Genomic DNA, 17,751 nt, shown 5'->3' with positions numbered 1-17,751 from the left:
ATCTCACTCTGCCAACTTGAGTCAACACCGCATTTCGGACCGCAGTCAACGCGCCCGGTGAATTGCGCAACGGTGCCATTCTCTTTTTCCAGCCGCCCCGGCCGCATCTGTTCCCCCCGCAACGAAGAACGCCCGGCCGCAGGTCAAGGGACCGGGCCGGGCGCTTCCGGGACGCTTCCGGGACGCTCTCGCAGGGTTACAGCTCGTTGCGGATGCGGGTCAGAACGTCGGCCGTCGCCGCGACGGGCTCGGCCTGCACGCACAACTGGTCCATCACCGCGAGATAGCGTTCGACGTCGTCGCGCTTGTCCAGATACAGCGCGCTGGTGAGCTGCTCCAGGTAGACGATGTCGGGGAGGTCCGGCTCGGCGAAGCGCAGGATGCTGAACGGGCCGCCGGCCGCGGCGTGGCCGCCGCGCGCGAACGGCACGACCTGGACCGTCACCCCCGGCGCGTCCGACAGGTCGATGAGGTGCGCGAGCTGCTCGCGCATCACCGCGCGCCCGCCGAGCGGGCGGCGCATCGCCGCCTCGTCCACCACGACCCACAGCTGGGGGGCCTCCTCGCCCTCCAGCAGCGCCTGGCGGCGCATCCGCATCTCCACGCGGCGCTCGATCTCCTCGGCGGGCGCGGAACCGTGCCCGAGGAGCGTGACGGCGCGGGCGTAGCCCTCGGTCTGGAGCAGGCCCGGCACGAACTGCACCTCGTAGGACCGGATGCGGCTCGCCGCCTCCTCCAGGCCGATGTAGTTCTCGAACCACTTGGGCAGCACGTCGTTGAAGCGGTGCCACCAGCCGTTGCGGCTGGCCCGCCTGGCGAGGCTGAGGGCCTTGGCGCGCTCGTCCTCGTCCTGGACGCCGTAGAGCGTGAGCAGGTCGGCGACGTCGCGCTCGCGGAAGGAAACGCGGCCGAGCTCCAGACGGCTGATCTTGGAGTCCGAGGCGCGGATCGCGTATCCGGCGTCGTCCCGGGAGATGCCCCTGGCCTCGCGCAACCTGCGCAGCTGCGCCCCGAGAAGGATGCGCAGGACCGTCGGGCCGCCTCCCGCCTCTGGTGAGAGGCGCAAGACGGTGGCCGGTGCGGGTGGGACCATCCGGGGCTCCCTGATCCATGGGTCTACCGAAGGCGGAGGCGCGAGGATCGGTGCTCCCCCACGCCGGAACACGCGAGTATCCCATGGTGCGCCGACGCGTTCCACCCGTTCGCATTTCGGACATGACAGGCCGCTTCGAACGGTCCGACCGCAGCGACGAGGCAGGGCGCCGCCGCATCGGCGCCCTCTTGTACCCCGTGACTTCCTAAGCGACTAGATGATCGAAGTCACCGTCCTTGGCCCCTCCGATGAACGCCTCTATCTCCGCCCGCGTGTAGACGAGCACAGGGCCGTCCGGGTGGCGGGAGTTGCGCATGGCGATCTCCCCGGTGGGCAGTTCGCTCAACTCGACGCAGTTGCCGCTGGGGTTGCTCCGCCGGCTCTTCAGCCAGCCCCCGGGCGCCTGTCCGTGAAGGGACGGCTTCAGCGCGTGTTCCCCCATGACTTTGCTCCGTTCCAACAACGATCTTTCTATGCCGCAAGGGCAGATGCACGTGCAGAAGCTCTTGCACCTGCACGCGTCGAAGGGAAAGATAGCGGACACCCACCCGACGCATCATCCGGTCGTGACAGGACATTCCATGACCCTTCAGCGGGCTCCTCGCATGATCCACAGCCGTCGGCTCTCCTGCGCCGATGAGGGCAGATGGCCTGCGATGCTGCCGACCCTCGAAGCCGCGCACTGGCCCACGCCCCCCTCCTCGGGCACCGACCGGCTCGTCAGACGCCCGCTCAGCAGCGATCCGGGATCACCCGGCGCGGCCCGCGACTTCACCCGCGAGACGCTCCGTGGCTGGGACCTTTCCTGCGTCTTCGGCGACGCGGCCGTGGTGGTCTCCGAACTCGTCACCAACGCCGTCCGCTACGGACTGCCCGGACGGCACAAGGTGGCCCGCGCGCCGATCCAGCTGATCCTCATGGCGCAGGAGCGGCGCGTCCTGGCGATCGTCACCGACCCCAACCCCGAACCGCCGGTGCTCGCCGAGCCCGACGAGTTCGCCGAGAGCGGTCGCGGCCTCCAGGTCGTCGCGGGCCTCGCCGAGGCCTGGGGCTGGGCGCCGCTGTCGACCGGCGGCAAGGCCGTCTGGTCGTCGTTCGCCCTCGTCGTCTGACCCGATTCTCCTCCTTCCCGGCCCAGAGGTCAGGACGGCCCTGGGAACAACCGGAGATCCCCTGTCCGTTCTGTGCTGTGAACGGTGCCGTACGGCGCCGTGGCGCGCAGGCGGCGGGAGGAATCGGGAATGCCGAAACCGTCTTGTCCCGGGTCGGCCCGACCTACTGTGGGTAAACAGGTAAACGGGTCTGAGTTCCGGGGCGGTGAGGGCACATGACCGACACGTCCGCCTGTAGTTTCACGCCATGAACGTCGGAGGTCCCGTCGCCGCGGCGCGGACGGTGCGGGGGGCGGCCGCACGGCGCGAGGCCGACGGCTTCCACCGCACACCCGTCCCCGATCCCGGCAGCGACTTCATCCTGCATGCGGTGTCCGAGCCCTACGCGGTCGGCGCTCGCGGGAACGGGCCGCTGATCCTGGCCTGGAACGGGACATCCTGGGCCGCCGAGACCCCGCCGACCCCGGCCGCCGCCCTGCACGGCGCGGTCCTCACCGCGGTCGACGGCACCGTCGCGGCGGGCGGCGCGTTCGACCGGCTCCGCCTCGCCGAAGTGCCCCTGCTCCTGCGCCGCGGCCCCGCCGGATGGCACGACGACGACCCGCCGGAACTCGGATTCCCCTACGTCCTGACGGGCGTGCGCGGGTCCTGGGCGGTCGGCCACGGGTTCCCCGCGACGGTCGTCCTGCGCCACGACGGGGCGGTGTGGAAGCCCGTCGAGGTGCCCGGACGGCCCGTCCGGCTGCTGGCCCTGGCCGTCGCGGGCGAGAGCCTGCTCGTCGCCGGGGCCCGCGACCGCGAAGGCCTGATCCTGCACCACGACGGCCGCACGTGGCGCGAGTGGCGCACCCGCACCGGGCCCGTGACGGCCCTGAGCTGCGGACGCGGCACCGCCTACGCCGCCGCCGGGGACACCCTCCTGCACTGGACCGGCCGCAAGTGGGCCGGCGCGCGGGCGCCGCTGCGCGTCAACGCCCTCGCCCTCGGCAGGTCCGGGGTGCAGTGCGCGGGCGCGGGCGGCGTCGCGGTCTTCGACGGCCGCCGCTGGACCTCCGCCGAAGTCCCGGGCACCTGGCTCGGCGCCGACCCCGACTGGCTCGTCGGCGCCTCCTGAGGACCGGCGCGGCCCCGCTCAGGGCTCGACGAGGCCCGCCCGGATCGCGTACCTGGTGAGCTCCAGGCGGTCGCGCATGCCGAGCTTGGCCAGGATGTTCGAGCGGTGCCGGTCCACGGTCTTGGCGCTGATGAACAGCGTCTCGGCGATCTCCCTCGTGGAGTTGCCCTCGGCGATCAGCTTGACGACCTCCTCCTCGCGGGGCGTGAGGATGCTGTCGGGCAGCCGCTCCCCCTGCCTCTCGCGCTGGAGGTAGTCCCGGATCAGCGCCGTCATCGCGCCCGGGTACAGGAAGGGCTCGCCGCGCATCGCGGCCCGGCACGCCTCGATGAGGTCCTGGTCGGCCGCCGACTTCAGGACGTAGCCGCTCGCGCCGGACTTCAGCGCCTCGAAGAAGTACTGCTCGTTGTCGTACATCGACAGCATGAGGATCCTGACCTGCGGGGCCCGCCGGGAGATCTCCCGCGCCGCCTGCAGCCCGGTCATCCGCGGCATCGCGATGTCCAGGACCGCGAGGTCCACCCCGCCGGACGCCGCCGCCTCCACCGCCTCGGCCCCGTCGGCGGCCTCGGCGGCGACGGCGAGGTCGGGTTCGGAGTCGAGGATCAGCCGCAGGCCGCGCCGGACGAGGGCGTGGTCGTCGGCCAGCAGGATCCGGGTCTTCTCCACGGTCACTTCTCTCTCCCGGCCTCGACGGCCTGTCCCGGCACCGTCAGGGTGACCCGGGTGCCTTGCTGCGGGCGGGCCTCGACCGTCAGGCGGGCCCGGATCAGCCCGGCCCGCTCCCGCATGCCGCGGATGCCGGATCCCTCCACGTGGTCGCCGTACTCGTCTCCCCTGCCGTCGTCGGCGACGGACAGCACGATGCCGTCGCCCTCCAGGGTCAGGGACATCTCCACCCGGGACGCCCCGGCGTGCCGGATCACGTTCGTGAGGCTCTCCTGCGCCACCCGGTAGAGGACGAGTTCGACGTCCCGGCCGAGGTCCTCGGGCAGTCGCGGGTCGAGGTGCCGGGTGACGGGCAGGCCGCTGGTGCGCGAGAAGTCGCTGATGAGGGACTTCAGAGCACTGCGCAGCCCCAGGTCCTCCAGCACGCCGGGCCGCAGCCGGTGGGCGATCCGGCGGACCTCCTCCAGGCTGCCTCGGACCGACTCCTGGACGGTGCGCAGGTCGTCGGCGAGTTCGTCGGGGGCCCGGTCGACGGTGCGTTTGAGGCCGAGCAGGACGACGGTGAGGCTCTGCCCGATCTCGTCGTGCAACTCCCGGGCGATGCGCATCCGCTCGGCCTCCTGGGCGGCGAGGGTGCGGCCGGCGCTGGCCGTCCGCTCGGTCTCCAGGCGGTCGAGCATCCGGTTGAAGGTGTCGATGAGGTGGCCGAGGTCGCCGCCCGGGCGCTCGGGCAGCCGGTCGCCGCCGCGCAGCAGGTCCACCCGCTGCATGACCGCGGTGAGCTGGTCGAGCGGGGCGAGGCCGCGCCGCAGGAGGTAGCCGTTGAGGGCGAGGATCAGCGCCAGCCCGACCAGCAGGACGGGCACCTCCCGCCAGACGACGGGTGCGGACACCGTGGCGGGGGACAGGGCGAGGACCAGCGTCCCCGCCGCGAACACCAGCCCGTTGCTGAGGAACAGCCGCCAGAACAGCGGATGCCCCGGTCCCCTCACCCTGCGGGGCGCCTCGTCCGCCCCGCGTCTGTTCGCCCGCATCACCCCAGCGTCCTCACCCGGCGCGCGCGGGTCAATCGGCCGCGACCCCCATGACATGGGGGCGTGGGGGTGCGCCCCCATCCCGATCTGGGGGCAGGACCCGATAGTGAGAATGTCCTTTTCGTCCCAAAATGAAGGGACGAGGAGGTCTTTGTGACCATGAAAATCACTCTGGATGGTGGAATGCGAGCACGCGACATCACCGCGAACCTGCCCACGGTGACCGTGCACGACTCGGTGATGCGCGCGGTACAGCTCATGGCGGTGCGCCGGCTCCCGGGCCTGATCGTGGTGGACGGCAGGGGCAGGCCCTGGTCGGTCCTGCCCGGCACGCAGGTGCTCCGGCTGGCCATCCCGGGAGCCTACCGGGAGACCCCGGCGCTCGCCCGCACCGTCGACGAGGCGCACGCCGACCTGTTCTGGCAGGAACTCGGCGACCGGACCGTCGGCGAATGCCTGCCCGAGGCCCCGGCCCGGCCCGCCACCGTCAGACCCGACACGAACCTCCTCGAAGTCGCCGCGCTGATGGCGCGGACCCGCAGCCCGCTCGCCGCGGTCGTGGACGAGAGCGGCGCGCTGATCGGCGCGATCACCCTCGACCGGCTGCTCACGGCCCTCGCCATCCTCGGGCCGGGCGAGACCGGCGAAACAGTCGAGTAAGAGGACCCGGGCGGCGGCCTGACCGCCGCCTTCCGCGTTTTCGCGCACCCTTCACCTTTGGGAGAGATCCATGTCCGACTATGTCGACTTGTCATGCCTGAAAACTAGGACTTCGGAAGACGCCGGACCCCCGGGGTACGCGCGGTGACCGGAATCGTCGCACTCTCCATCTTCACCGTCGCCTTCGCGCTCATCGCGAGCGAGAAGGTGCACAAGGTCAAGGTCGTCCTCGTCGCGGCCGGCCTGATGGTCCTGCTCGGGATCATCCCCGGCGCGGAGGTCTTCTTCTCCGAGCACGCGGGGATCGACTGGAACGTCATCTTCCTCCTGTTCGGGATGATGATCATCGTCGGGATCATCAAGCAGACCGGCCTGTTCGACTTCCTGGCGATCTGGGCGGCCAAGAGATCCGGCGGGCGGCCTTACAAGCTGATGGTCATGCTCATGGGGCTGACCGCCGTCGCCTCGCCGTTCCTGGACAACGTCACGACCATCATGCTCGTGGCGCCCGTCACCGTCGTGGTCTGCGACCGGCTGCGCATCCCGGCGCAGCCCTACCTGATCGCCGAGATCCTGGCCTCGAACATCGGCGGCGCGGCGACCCTCATCGGCGACCCGCCCAACATCATCATCGGCAGCCGCGCGGGCCTGACGTTCAACGACTTCCTGGTGCACATGGCGCCGATCGTCGTGATCGTCTTCGTGGTGTTCGTGCTGCTCACCCGGGTGATGTTCCGCAAGTCGTTCGAGTACCACCCTGAGCACGTCGCGGCCGTCATGGCGCTCAACGAGAAGAAGGCGATCACCGACTCCAAGCTGCTCGTGCGCAGCCTCGTCGTGCTCGGCTTCGTCATCGCCGGGTTCTCCCTGCACTCGGTGTTCCACGTCGAGCCCTCGATCGTCGCGCTCGTCGGCGCCGGGGTGATGCTGCTGGTGTCCAAGACCGACGTGAACGACGTGCTGGCCGAGGTCGAATGGCCGACGCTGGTGTTCTTCATGGGCCTGTTCGCGATGGTCGCCGGACTCGTCCACACCGGGGTCATCGCCACCATCGGCGAGTGGATCTCCGCCAACTTCGCCGACGACACCTTCGTCGCCGCCAGTGTGCTGCTGTGGGGCTCGGCGGTCTTCGGGGCGTTCTTCGACAACATCCCGTACGTGGCCACCGTCGCCCCGATCGTCGAGCAGATGGTCGCGGCGACCCCCGGCGACGGCGAGATGCTCTGGTGGGCGTTCGCCCTCGGCGCCGACTTCGGCGGGAACGGGACCGCGGTCGCGGCCAGCGCCAACGTCGTCGCGATCGGCATCGCCGCGCGCACCGGGCACAAGATCAGTTTCTGGCAGTTCACCAAGTACGGCCTGCTGGTCACCGTCCTGACCACCGCGATGGCCTGGGCGTACGTCTGGCTCAGGTACTTCGTGCTGGCCTGACCCGCGCCGCGCAGGGGCCGGGCGGGACGCGACAGTCCCGCCCTTCCCTTTTGCCGCCCGTGTCCCGAAGACTGACAGTCCGCATATCCAGCACCGGGCATACTCCCGGAAATGGAGGCGGTCATCGAGGCGATGCGGGCGATGCACTGGGGCGTCGTCCCCGTGCTGGGGCTGCTCGCCGTCCTGCACTACGTGTTCGAGGCCACCGCCCTGCGGGCCGCCGCGGGGCGTCCACTGGCGCTCGGCCGGACCACCCTCACCCAGTTCACCGCCGCCGCGGCCGCCCGGTTCACCCCGGGCGGCCTCGGCGGCATCGCGGTCAACGCCCGGTATCTGACGGTCTGCGGCATGGCCCTGCCCGCCGCGGCCACGGCCGTCACCGCCTACGCCGCGGGGCTCGGGGTCGGCCGGATCGTGGTCGTCCTCGCGGTCATCGCGATCACCGGCGACCTCAAGGCGCTCGACGGGGTCGCCGACCGCCTCGGCGGGCCGGCCGCCGGACTCGCCGACCCGCGGATCGCGCTGCTCGCGGGCCTCGCGGCCCTGGCCGTCGCCGGGCTGGGGGTCCTCGCGGTGCGCCGGGCCCGGCGCAAGGGCGGCCGGAGCCCTCGCGAAGCACTCCAGGAGTCCTGGGAGGCACTGCGCGACCTCGCCCGGCGGCCCCGCGACCTGCTCGGCGTGCTCGCCTCGTCCGTCGCCGTGGCCATCGTGCTGGCGCTGGCCTTCGGGCTCTCCGTCCTCGCGGTGCCCGGCACCGGGACCGACCCGGCGCAGTTCGGCGTGCTGTTCGGCGCCTACTTCGTCGGCAGCTTCGTGGGCGCGGCCGTGCCCGTCCCGGGCGGGGTCGGCACCACCGAGGCGGCGTTCACCGCGACGCTCATGCTGCTCGGGATCGCGGCGCTGCCCGCGCTCCAGGCCGTCCTGGTCTTCCGGGTGATCACCTACTGGGCGCCGGTGCCCATCGGGATCGCCGCGTCCCGGCTGGCGCTCGCCCGCTAGCCGATGTTCGGACGGGCTGTGCTCATACCGGCTGTGCTCATACCGGCTGTGCTCATACCGGCTGCGCCGTGTTGACCTTGATCCCGGCCTCCGTCAGGGGCCGGATCGCCGCGGCCTCGGGACGCTCCACGCCGAGGAAGTCCACCCGGGACAGTTCGCCGCCGAGGCCCGCCAGCAGCGCGGACAGCTCGACGGACGGGGCGGTGCCCGAGAACGTCAGGGTGCCCAGGTGCGGGAGCTGCGCGAGCAGGCCGAGGCGGTCGGGGTCCAGGTTCGGCAGGCGCAGGTAGAGCATCCGCACGCCGAGCGGGAGCCAGCCGAGGCCGTCGCCGCGCGCCCCGTCCGACGACCAGCGGACCACGCGCAGGTCGGGGTAGCGGCCGGTCAGCCGGAGCGACCTGTCCTCCAGGGCGGCGCCGCGCAGGGACAGGACGCGCAGCGGGCTGTCGGGCAGGGTGAAGTCGCCCTCGATGCGGTCGGAGTCCAGCCAGAGGTCGAACAGTTCGCGCAGGTCCGCCAGGCGCCGCACGCCCGCGTCGGTGAACGGGCCGCGCGCTTTCATGACCCGCAGCCACGTCATCGCGGCAGCCTCGCCCAGCACCTCGTCATCGGCTTCGGCGAGGTCGAGTTCGCGGAACATCCGCTGGCCCCGCAGCCCGCTCATCCAGACGCCCGTGTAGGCGAGCTCGGCGTCCGCCGCCAGCTCGACGCTGTACATCTCCCCCATCCCCTCACCCTAGGTCACGCTCCGGATCCGCATCCGGAATCTCCGGTGACGGCAGGTCGAACAATCTCCCGTCTTCACGGAGCGGATCACCAGCAAAGGGGCGGGGCACCGCAAGTCACAGGCCGCCGAGACGTCCTTCGAGGACGATCAGCAGACGGGAGAGGTTCTCGGCCAGGTCGGCGCGGGTGCCGTCGTCGAGCGCGGCCAGCACGGACGCCTCGTGGGCGAGCTGGGCGGGCAGCACCTCGTCGATCAGCGCGCGGCCCGCCTCGGTGAGGGAGAGGTGGGAGACGCGGCGGTCCCGCTCGTCGGCGCGGCGCTCGACGAGCCCCCGCTCCTCCAGCGCCCGGACGCGCTTGGTCACCGCGGCGCCGGACGCGAACGTCTCGCGGGCCAGGCGGCCCGGGGTGATCGCGTGGTCGACGCGGCGCAGCGCGGTGAGGACGTCGAACTCGGGCCGGGTCAGGGCGAACCCGGCGAGCGGGGTCTCTTCGGCCTGCTGGAGCAGCAGCGCGCAGCGGTTGAGCCGGCCGATCACGCCCATCGGCTCGTTGTCGAGGTCGGGCCTGACCTCCTCCCACTGCCGCATCACCCTGGCGACGACGTCTTCCACGAAGCTCCCCCTTCCGGCTTCCGGTCTATTGCGGCCGGCCACCCGACTGTAGTGCGGCCAGCTCCCGGTGGCCCTCCCGCTCGGCGACCGCGATGCGCTCCTCGGGCAGGCGGCCCCGCCACCACTCGCCGACCGCGATGTCGGCGGCCTCGCGCAGCCCGACCAGCGCCGAGGCCAGCTCGGCCGCGGCCGGGACGGGCTCGTCCGCCGCGGCCCGAGCGCGCGCCCGGTCCACCCGCTCAAGCGCGCGCTCGGTGCGCCGCGCCGCGCGGTGGTTGGTGATCAGCATGCAGGCGACGAGCCCTGTGGCGACCCCGACGACGGTGTCCAGCGCCCGGTCCATGACGAGGACGCCTCCCGGTTCCTGACCCGCGAACTCCGTCATGAGCAGGGCCATCGGGGTGACGAAGACGGTGCCGAGCCAGTAGTTGCGGGTGATCAGGCCTTCGGTGACGAACTGGCAGAGCAGGATCAGCAGGACCAGCGCGACCGCGCTCGTCCGGCTCACCGGGAGCAGCAGGGCGAAGACCGCGAGGCCCGCGAAGTTGCCGCAGGCGCGCTGGAGCCCACGCCGCCAGGAGAGGTCGGCGCTGGCCTGGCAGACCGCCGCGGCGGTGACGACCGCCCAGTAGGGGTGCCCGACGCCGAGCAGAGCTGAGATCCAGCCGCCGAGCAGCGCCGAGACCAGCACCCGCAGCGCCACCGGCCACAGCCCCTGGAGCAGGACGGGCGGGGCCGCGGAGGTGTGCCGGTCGGCGGCGAGGCCGACGAGTTCGGCGACCTGGGCGTCCGAGAGGTTCACCGCGGGGACGGACCCGGCGCGCAACTCGCGGGCCAGGGCGTTCAGCCTCGCGGTCTCCGGGGGCCGGGACAGGGCCTCCTCGGCCTGGACGAGCACCCTGTCGAGCCCGGAGGGCCGGGCGGCGAGGACGGCCCGCCAGGCGGCGTTCACCGCGGCGGCGGCGCGGTGCCGGGAGGGCGCGTCGGTGATCCGGGCGGCGGCCTCCAGGGCCGCCGCCACGGCCCGTCTCTCCGGCCCGTGCGGGCGGACGAGGGCGGGGGCCATGACGACGGCCCAGGCGAGGGCCGCGCCGAGTGCGGCGAGGGTCACGTGCCCGGGGACCTGGCCGAGGGAGGTGGGGACGAACGCGACCGCCGCGCCGATGAAGGTGAGGATCACATTGCCGGGGGGACCGATCTTCATGCCTTCGCCGAAGAGCTTGTGCGCCGCGGCGAGGACCGCGGCGACCGCGACGAGGAGGACCGCCGAGTCCGTCAGGGAGGCGGCGAGGGCGGCGACGGCGACCGTCGCGGTCATGGCGAGGCCGATCCAGCCCAGCACCCGGGCGCGCCGCGGGTAGGGCAGCGCGTGCGTGTAGAGCGCGCACATCGCGCCCGCCGACACGTACATCGCCAGGTCGAGCCGGCCCAGCGCGAGCAGCACCAGGTAGGGCACGCCCAGCGCGATGACCGAGCTGACCGACCGCTTCCACCAGATCTCGTCGACCCGCCCCACCCGGAAGACCCCGGAAAGCGGAAACCTCGGCCGCAGCACTCCCATCACCATATCTGAAAGGCTATCAGGTATTTTACTAGTGAAACACCCAGGGCCTATATGTCCCCCGCCACGTGACCCGCGCGACTCTCTGTACGATTTATTGCTACTTGAGGCTTATTTAACGCTTGACGGGATGTGCACGGTGTGGCGGAAGACGGCTTCGGCCACGGCGGTCCTGGCCCTGTGCTCGGTGAGCGCCTGCGCGTCCCCCGCCGCCGAGCAGCCCGAGCAGCCCGAGGCGACCGCCTCCGCGACGGCGACGCCCTCCCCCACCGCCCCCTTGATCGAGCCCTGGCCCGTCCCCGCCAAGGAGGTCGAAGGCTGGACCACCCTGATCCGCACCGGCGTTCGCACCGGTGACGCCCTGCTCGGCCCCGTCCGCGTCACGGAGAAGTGGATCTCCTACCGTTTCAGCTGCCGGGGCGAAGGCATGATCAACCTCGTCGACCGGACCCGCGAGAACACCCGGCACAGCAAGATCAGCAAGATCGAGAAGACCGGCATGCCCTGCTCGGACACGCCCTTGCGCGCGCAGCTCCGCGTCAACTCCCCCGCCCACAGCACCATGGGCAAGACCATGCAGAGGGGAACCGTCATGTTCGGCGTGGAGGCTCCCCCTGGCGCGCGCTGGGTCCTGCGCCTGGACGAAGGCCCGGCCTGGCGCTGAGGCCCATGCCGCGCGGCCGGCGCGGCCGCGGGCGAGGAGAGCGGGCGCGCTGTGCTGAGTGGAGAAGGAAGCGCGCCCATGGCCTCGCCCGCATACGCGGGCCGGCGAGGAGGGCGGGGAGGCTGCTTTTCGATTCGTTGCGAAGTGGAGAAGGAAGCCTCTCCATGGCCTTGCCGTGCGATCAAGCTAGCAGAGCCGGTCGCCGGTGTCGCCGGGGTTTTCACGCGGGGCCGGCGAGGAGGGCGGGAGCGCTGCCGCCCAGAAGGAAGCGCTCTCATGCCTCGCCTTGCGGCCGCGGCCGACGGGCGGAAGCGGTGATCTCGTGGTGATGCGCGGTGCGGGGGCGGTCAGGCGGGGATCAGCTCGGGCAGGCGGTCCAGCAGGTAGGTGGTGGAGCCCGGCGGCAGGTCTTCCGGGGCCTCCAGGCCGATGTAGGTGACGGGGGCCGCCGGGGCCGTTCCGTCGGCGACGGTCACCGAGCCGTCCGGGAGGAGGGACAGGAGGTGGCGGACGGTCACGTAGGCGCGGTCGGCGATCGTGGCGGCGAGGAGCGCGGCGCTGACGCGGGTGTTCTCCACGGCGTTGGCCGAGGGCATGCCCCGGAGGTGGAGGTGCATCCACTTCGCGCGCCATGTGCCGTCGTCGGAGCGGGAGAAGACCAGGGGCAGGGCGACGCCGCCGGCTCCGCGCAGCTCCGACTTCATCCGGACCGTCGCGGGCTCGAACGGCAGGCCCTCCTGGGCGGACTCACGCAGCATGAACCCGAAGAACGACTCGGCGACCTCGGTGTAGCCCTCGCCCGCGAAGACGTGCACCTGCGGGACGATCCGTGCGGCCTCGACCGCGGAGAGGTCGATGTCGATGAACTCCGAGGCGCCGTCGGGTGCGTCGACCACGTCGCCGGAGTGGACGGCGCCGCGCTCCTCCAGGTTCGTGTACGACACCCATGAGCCGTTCTCCCACGCGGCGTCGTAGAACAGCGCCGACAGGTCGAAGTCGGTGGTGCGCTGGTTCTGCCGCCAGTAGGTGAAGAACCTGAGCACCCCCGCGTCCACCTTCGACTCCGACCCGCGCGGGAGCACGCCGAAGCCCGTGGGCGCGGCCTTTCCGCTCAGTGGGAGGGCCACGTCGAGGATGTCGGGGTCGACCAGGACGGGGCCGGAGATCGGCAGCCTGCCGCGCACGGCGTCGTCGACGACCGCCGTGAGCCGGGCGATCACCTCGTCCGGGATCGGCGCCCGGTCGTCGGCCTGGGCGTGCGCGCCGCCGGTCCGGTTGACGAACACGCGCTGCTCCGGGGCGTCCGCCCGGTTCATCAGATGCTCGCGCACCCCGAGCAGCACCCGTCCCGAGACCCGGGGGGCGGCCTCGGCGACCGCCGCGAGCACCGCGTCGACCGCGTCGGCGGGCACCGCGACGCGCAGGAGGCGGTCGACCGCGCGGAACAGCATGCCGGGCGCGGTCGTGAGGACGGCGAGCGCCCCGGGGACGTCGTCCGCGGCGAAGGCCGCCTCGACACGGGAGGCGAGCGAAGGAGCGCGCTTGTCGCCCCGTGCCACGGCGAAGACGTCCTGCGCGTGCGGCCACTGCGCGAACTCGTGCGGGTGCAGCCGCTCGCCGAGGCGCTTCCACGCCTCGCGGTGCGCGTGCACGTCGCCGAGCTTGCCCGGCGCGTCGCGGACGATCGCGTCGAGGGCGGCCAGGAGCGCGCGGCGCCTTCCCCGCGAGAGCGAGCGGAACCGGGTCGGGGTCTGGAGGGTGACGTCGCCTTCCGACAGGGCGCAGGCGAGGCGCAGCACGTCGGTGACGGTGTCGGCGAGCAGCGGCAACCCCTCGGCGAGCCGCGCCCGGTTGACGACGGCGCGGTTCTCCCGCACGGGGATCCGCTCCGGTTGCGGGCCGTTCGCGCAGTGCACGGCGAGGAAGGAGAGGTCGCGCAGATCGTCCTCATGGAGCGGGACGGTGCCGCCTGCGAGCGCGAAGTACAGCTCCCGCGCCTCCTCGCGCGGCTCTCCCCCGAGGTGCAGGACGGTGACGCGGTCGCCTTCCGAAGGCAGGAACTCCGCGTGCGCCGCCGCCATCTCGGCGTAAGTGTGCTGGTAGCGGCCGTACTTCGGGAGCCGGAGGAGATCGACGCCCCCTTCGGCAAGGATCTCCTCGACGCCGCGGGCGCCCAGGGCGTCGAGGACGCAGTCGGCCCAGAATTCGAGGGTGTCGGGCACCCCGGCCGGGAAGTCGCGGAAGTAGGCGTTGTGCGCCACGTGGTCGCCGACCTCGCGCCGGACGACGTCGAGGATCTCGCCGCCGAGGTCGATGACCGCGCCTTCGGCGAGACCGCCCAGGCGCTCCAGGAGCGCCGCGGACAGCTTGAACCCCGCCGACATCAGCACCGCGTCGACCTGCCGGGCGGCCGTCCGCCCGTCGCCCGCGGGCCCGTCCGGCAGCAGCACCCGCCGCCGCCTGCGCAGGACCAGTTCGGCGACCACATGATCACGGCTCATGCCCCGATGGTGGCATCACGAGATGTCCGGCGTCTTGCGATTTACCTCCCCGACGCACCGGGCATTCTCGCCGCGACCGAGTCCAGGACGCCTTGGAGGCCCAGTTCAAAGCCCGCCTCAGGGGTGAGGTGCGGGGTGTCGGCCTCCAGGACGATCCGGCGCATCAGCGGATAGCGGCCGGTGGCCAGCAGCGAGCGCAGGTACGGGCCGTGGGCGGACAGCCACTCGTCCTCGGTGACGCCCGCGTCGGCGGCGCGGCGGGCGGCGGCCAACTCCTGGCGGACGGCGCCCGTGGCGTAGGCGACCACCGTGGAGATCGCGTTCATCATCCCGTCGGCGGAGAGCCCGAGGCCGTCGACGATGCGGTACAGGTACTCGATGTACTCGATGCCGTGCGGGCTGAGGAAGGTGAACGGCGCCTCGGTCTGGGCGAGCCAGGGGTGGCGGTGGGTCTGGTCGCGGGTCTGGTGGGCGAGCCAGGCGAGGCCGGTGCGCCAGTCGGGGTGGACGGGGCGGGGGATCTCGGTGAGGACGATGTCCCGCATGATGTCGAGCAGGTCGTCCTTGGACTCGACGTACCGGTAGAGCGACATCGTCCCGATGCCGAGTTCGGCGGCCAGGCGGCGCATCGTGAGCGCTTCGAGGCCTTCGGCGTCGGCCAGGGCGACGGACGCGCGAGCGATCTTCTCCAGGGTCAGCGAGGGGTTCGGGCCGCGCGAGGACCGGACGGGCCGCGCCCAGATGATCTTCTTGGCCTTCTCCTCGCTCATTCCTCCATCCTCCCACTTGCGTACGTCGTACCCAGTATCTAGAGTCGGTCTACAACTGCGTACCTCGTACCCATTTGGAGGGACCGATGGACGACCCCGTCGTCATCGCCGAAGGACTGCACAAGCGCTACGGAGACACCCACGCCCTGCGCGGGCTCGACCTGGAGGTCGGACGCGGCCGCGTCTGCGGCGTGCTCGGGCCCAACGGAGCGGGCAAGAGCACCGCCGTCCGCATCCTCGCCACCCTCGCCGACCCCACCGAAGGGCGCGCCCGCGTCGCAGGGTTCGACGTCGTGAAGGAGGCCCCCGAAGTGCGCAAGAGGATCGGGCTCGCCGGGCAGGCCGCCGCCGTCGACGGCCACCTGTCGGGGCGCGAGAACCTCGTCATGTTCGGCAGGTTCCACCACCTCGGCCGCCGCGCGGCCCGGCGGCGCGCGGACGAGCTCCTGGCGCGGTTCGGCCTCGCCGAGGCGGCCGACCGGCCCGTCTCCGGCTACTCCGGAGGCATGCGGCGCAGGCTCGACCTCATCGCCAGCCTCGTCGTCCGGCCCGAGGTCCTCTTCCTCGACGAGCCCACCACCGGCCTCGACCCGCGCTCGCGGGGCGAGATCTGGGACGCCGTCCGCGACCTCGTCGCCGAGGGCACCACCATCCTGCTCACCACCCAGTACCTCGACGAGGCGGACCGGCTCGCCGACGACATCGCCGTCATCGACCACGGCAGGGTGATCGCCCGCGGCACCCCCGACGTGCTCAAGGCCGAGATCGGCACCCGCCTCGACGTCGCCCTCGCCGAACCCGCCGACACCGCCCGCGCCGCCGCCCTGCTGGCGGCCTGGGCCGGGACCGGCGCCCCCGACGCCGACGCCGAGACCGGCCGGATCAGCCTCCCCGTCGGCCCGGTCACGCTCCTGGACGTCGTCCGCGAACTCGACGCCGCGGGCCTCGCCGCCGCCGACGTCTCCCTGCGCCGCCCCACCCTCGACGAGGTCTTCCTCAAGCTCACCGACCACCGCGAAGGAGTTCCCGCATGACGGCCCTCGGCCTCGCCGTGGAAGACGGCCTGACCATGTTCGGCCGCCGCATCTCCCAGGTCCGGCGCAGGCCCGGCGAGCTCCTCGCCGGGCTCATCTTCCCCATCGTCCTCGTCGTGCTGTTCGGGTACGTGTTCGGCAGCGCCATGCAGACGCCCGGCGGAGGGGACTACCGCGAGTACCTCATGCCGGGCATGTTCGGGATGATCACGTTCACCGCGGTGATGAGCAACACCATGCTCATCGCCACCGACGTGTCGCAAGGCGTCGTCGACCGCTTCCGCTCGCTGCCCATCGCGCGCTGGGCCATGCCGTTCGGCCAGTCCGCCGCCGACCTCGTCTTCGCGCTGCCCGGCACGGTGACCCTCGTGCTGTGCGCCTTCGCCGTCGGCTGGCGTCCGCACGAGGGACTCGCCAAGACCGCCGCCGCGTTCGGGCTGATGCTGCTCATGCGGTACGCGCTCGGCTGGGGCGGCATCTTCTTCGGCCTCGCCGTGAAGGACGAGAAGACCGCGGACGCCTTCGTGCCGCTCGTCTTCCCCGTGACCATGCTGTCGAACACGTTCGTGCCGCCCGGGGGGATGCCCGTCTGGCTGCGCGTCATCGCCGAGTGGAACCCCGTCAGCGCGCTGGTCGCGGCGCTGCGCGAGCTTTTCGGCAACCCCGCGGCCCCCTCGACGGCCTGGCCGCTGACCCATCCCGTCACCGCGACCCTGCTGTGGGCTGCCGTCCTGCTCGTCCTGTTCGTCCCGCTGTCCGTCCGCGCCTACACGCGCCGCGGCCGCTGACCGCCGGGCCCGGCCGTTTCCCGGAGCGGCCGGGCGCCTCCCCCTAGAGTTGAGCACCGGAGAGGGGGCCGCCATGCGGATGTGGACGCCGGAACGCGAGGTCACGGCCGAGGAGGTGCGGCGGCTGCTCGCCGGGCGCTTCCCCGAGGTCGAGGCCCGAGACGTGGAGTTCCTGAACGCCGGATGGGACAACGCGGTCTTCGCCGTGGACGGCCGCTGGGCGTTCCGCTTCCCGCACCGCAGACTCGCCCTCGACCTCCTGCGCAAGGAGATCGCCGTCCTCCCGCAGCTCGCAGGACGCCTTCCCCTCCCGATCCCCGCGCCGCTCTTCGTCGGCGCCGACGACGGCGACCCGCCCTGGCCGTTCACGGGCGGCCCGCTGATCCCCGGACAGGAGTTCGCCGCGGCCCGCCTCGGCGAACGGGAGCGGGTGCGCGCCGCCGAAGGCCTCGGCGCGTTCCTCCGCGTCCTGCACTCCCTGACCCCGCCCGCCGGCCTCCCCCACGACCCCATGGCGCGCGCCGACCCCGTCGTCCGCGCCCGCATGGCCCGTGAGGCCCTGTCCCACCTGGAGAAGCAGGGCCTCTACGAGCCCGACCCCGCCGTGACGTCCCTCCTGGACTCCGCCCACGACCCCGGCCGCACGGCCCGGGTCCTCACCCACGGCGACCTCCACCTCCGCCATCTCCTCGTCGCCCCCGACGGCGCCCCCACCGGCGTCATCGACTGGGGCGACGCCGCCACCGGCGACCCCTCCATCGACTTCTCCTTCGCCTACGCCGCCTTCTCCGGCCCCTCCCGCACCGCCTTCTTCAGCGCCTACGGCCGCCCCGCCACCCCCGCCGAAGCCCACCGGGCCCGCATCCTGGCCCTCTGCACCAGCGCCATGCTCGCCGCCTCCGCCGCCCCCACCGCCCCCGCCCAACGCACCGAATCCCTCACCGCCCTCACCCGCGCCGCCCGCTGAGAACACAAAGCGCC

Annotated in this window: 18 protein-coding genes; 9 read left to right on the top strand and 9 right to left on the bottom strand. The window is 72.4% G+C overall.

All coding sequences use genetic code 11. From position 1 onward, the window contains the following. Positions 1–196 precede the first annotated feature (196 nt). Positions 197–1,093, bottom strand: coding sequence for a helix-turn-helix domain-containing protein (locus ACYVOM_RS39815; protein WP_460308811.1), 897 nt, complete (start codon positions 1,091–1,093; stop codon positions 197–199). Between the two features lie 205 nt (positions 1,094–1,298). Continuing rightward, on the bottom strand, positions 1,299–1,535 hold the full coding sequence (locus tag ACYVOM_RS39810; protein WP_123668043.1) for a DUF397 domain-containing protein: 237 nt from the start codon (positions 1,533–1,535) through the stop codon (positions 1,299–1,301). Between the two features lie 139 nt (positions 1,536–1,674). Between ACYVOM_RS39810 and ACYVOM_RS39805 the strand changes: the two genes are divergently transcribed. Then, positions 1,675–2,205, top strand: coding sequence for an ATP-binding protein (locus tag ACYVOM_RS39805; protein WP_460308810.1), 531 nt, complete (start codon positions 1,675–1,677; stop codon positions 2,203–2,205). A gap of 247 nt (positions 2,206–2,452) precedes the next feature. Further along, positions 2,453–3,319: a hypothetical protein gene (locus ACYVOM_RS39800; protein WP_460308809.1), complete on the top strand. Its 867-nt coding sequence runs from the start codon at positions 2,453–2,455 to the stop codon at positions 3,317–3,319. 18 nt (positions 3,320–3,337) lie between these two features. Here ACYVOM_RS39800 and ACYVOM_RS39795 read toward each other — a convergent pair whose 3' ends face one another. Together ACYVOM_RS39795 and ACYVOM_RS39790 are read right to left on the bottom strand one after the other, a co-directional pair. Further along, positions 3,338–3,994, bottom strand: a complete 657-nt coding sequence (locus ACYVOM_RS39795) for a response regulator (RefSeq protein WP_460308808.1) — start codon at positions 3,992–3,994, stop codon at positions 3,338–3,340. Next, a complete protein-coding gene (locus ACYVOM_RS39790; RefSeq protein WP_460308807.1) occupies positions 3,991–5,022 on the bottom strand; it encodes a HAMP domain-containing sensor histidine kinase in 1,032 nt (343 codons plus the stop codon). The genes ACYVOM_RS39795 and ACYVOM_RS39790 overlap by 4 nt, the downstream gene beginning before the upstream one ends. A gap of 183 nt (positions 5,023–5,205) precedes the next feature. On the opposite strand from ACYVOM_RS39790, the gene ACYVOM_RS39785 reads away from it, so the two are divergent. From ACYVOM_RS39785 to ACYVOM_RS39775, 3 genes are all read left to right on the top strand, one after another. Continuing rightward, positions 5,206–5,682: a CBS domain-containing protein gene (locus ACYVOM_RS39785; RefSeq protein WP_460308806.1), complete on the top strand. Its 477-nt coding sequence runs from the start codon at positions 5,206–5,208 to the stop codon at positions 5,680–5,682. A 144-nt stretch (positions 5,683–5,826) separates the two neighbouring features. Beyond that, entirely contained in the window at positions 5,827–7,113 is a 1,287-nt protein-coding gene (locus ACYVOM_RS39780; protein WP_460308805.1) for an ArsB/NhaD family transporter, read from the top strand. A gap of 111 nt (positions 7,114–7,224) precedes the next feature. Beyond that, complete coding sequence (locus ACYVOM_RS39775) at positions 7,225–8,112, top strand: lysylphosphatidylglycerol synthase transmembrane domain-containing protein (protein ID WP_460308804.1); 888 nt, start codon at positions 7,225–7,227, stop codon at positions 8,110–8,112. Between the two features lie 52 nt (positions 8,113–8,164). Here the strand turns inward: ACYVOM_RS39775 and ACYVOM_RS39770 are convergent, their stop codons facing one another. The 3 genes from ACYVOM_RS39770 to ACYVOM_RS39760 all read right to left on the bottom strand — a co-directional run bounded on the left by ACYVOM_RS39770 (position 8,165) and on the right by ACYVOM_RS39760 (position 11,019). Next, positions 8,165–8,839 (bottom strand): hypothetical protein, encoded by a 675-nt coding sequence (locus ACYVOM_RS39770; protein WP_460308803.1) that lies wholly within the window; start codon positions 8,837–8,839, stop codon positions 8,165–8,167. A 115-nt stretch (positions 8,840–8,954) separates the two neighbouring features. After that, positions 8,955–9,452, bottom strand: coding sequence for a MarR family winged helix-turn-helix transcriptional regulator (locus ACYVOM_RS39765; RefSeq protein WP_460308802.1), 498 nt, complete (start codon positions 9,450–9,452; stop codon positions 8,955–8,957). A gap of 25 nt (positions 9,453–9,477) precedes the next feature. Next, positions 9,478–11,019: an FUSC family protein gene (locus ACYVOM_RS39760; RefSeq protein ID WP_460308801.1), complete on the bottom strand. Its 1,542-nt coding sequence runs from the start codon at positions 11,017–11,019 to the stop codon at positions 9,478–9,480. A gap of 124 nt (positions 11,020–11,143) precedes the next feature. Between ACYVOM_RS39760 and ACYVOM_RS39755 the strand changes: the two genes are divergently transcribed. After that, positions 11,144–11,677, top strand: a complete 534-nt coding sequence (locus ACYVOM_RS39755; protein WP_460308800.1) for a hypothetical protein — start codon at positions 11,144–11,146, stop codon at positions 11,675–11,677. Between the two features lie 347 nt (positions 11,678–12,024). Here ACYVOM_RS39755 and ACYVOM_RS39750 read toward each other — a convergent pair whose 3' ends face one another. Next, complete coding sequence (locus ACYVOM_RS39750) at positions 12,025–14,178, bottom strand: TerD family protein (RefSeq protein ID WP_460308799.1); 2,154 nt, start codon at positions 14,176–14,178, stop codon at positions 12,025–12,027. 41 nt (positions 14,179–14,219) lie between these two features. Beyond that, a complete protein-coding gene (locus tag ACYVOM_RS39745) occupies positions 14,220–14,948 on the bottom strand; it encodes a TetR/AcrR family transcriptional regulator (RefSeq protein WP_460308798.1) in 729 nt (242 codons plus the stop codon). An 86-nt stretch (positions 14,949–15,034) separates the two neighbouring features. On the opposite strand from ACYVOM_RS39745, the gene ACYVOM_RS39740 reads away from it, so the two are divergent. From ACYVOM_RS39740 to ACYVOM_RS39730, 3 genes are all read left to right on the top strand, one after another. After that, on the top strand, positions 15,035–15,982 hold the full coding sequence (locus ACYVOM_RS39740; protein WP_460308797.1) for an ATP-binding cassette domain-containing protein: 948 nt from the start codon (positions 15,035–15,037) through the stop codon (positions 15,980–15,982). Continuing rightward, the gene (locus tag ACYVOM_RS39735; protein ID WP_460308796.1) at positions 15,979–16,770 is read left to right on the top strand and encodes an ABC transporter permease; all 792 of its coding nucleotides are present in this window, start codon (positions 15,979–15,981) and stop codon (positions 16,768–16,770) included. The genes ACYVOM_RS39740 and ACYVOM_RS39735 overlap by 4 nt, the downstream gene beginning before the upstream one ends. Before the next feature lie 73 nt (positions 16,771–16,843). Next, positions 16,844–17,737 carry a phosphotransferase gene (locus ACYVOM_RS39730; RefSeq protein ID WP_460308795.1) on the top strand — a complete coding sequence of 298 codons (894 nt, stop codon included), beginning with the start codon at positions 16,844–16,846 and terminating at the stop codon, positions 17,735–17,737. The last annotated feature ends 14 nt before the right edge of the window (positions 17,738–17,751 follow it).

The organism is Actinocorallia aurea, from assembly GCF_054783995.1.
Note: the sequence above shows the minus strand (reverse complement) of the source record. Positions and strands in the feature narration are given on the sequence as shown.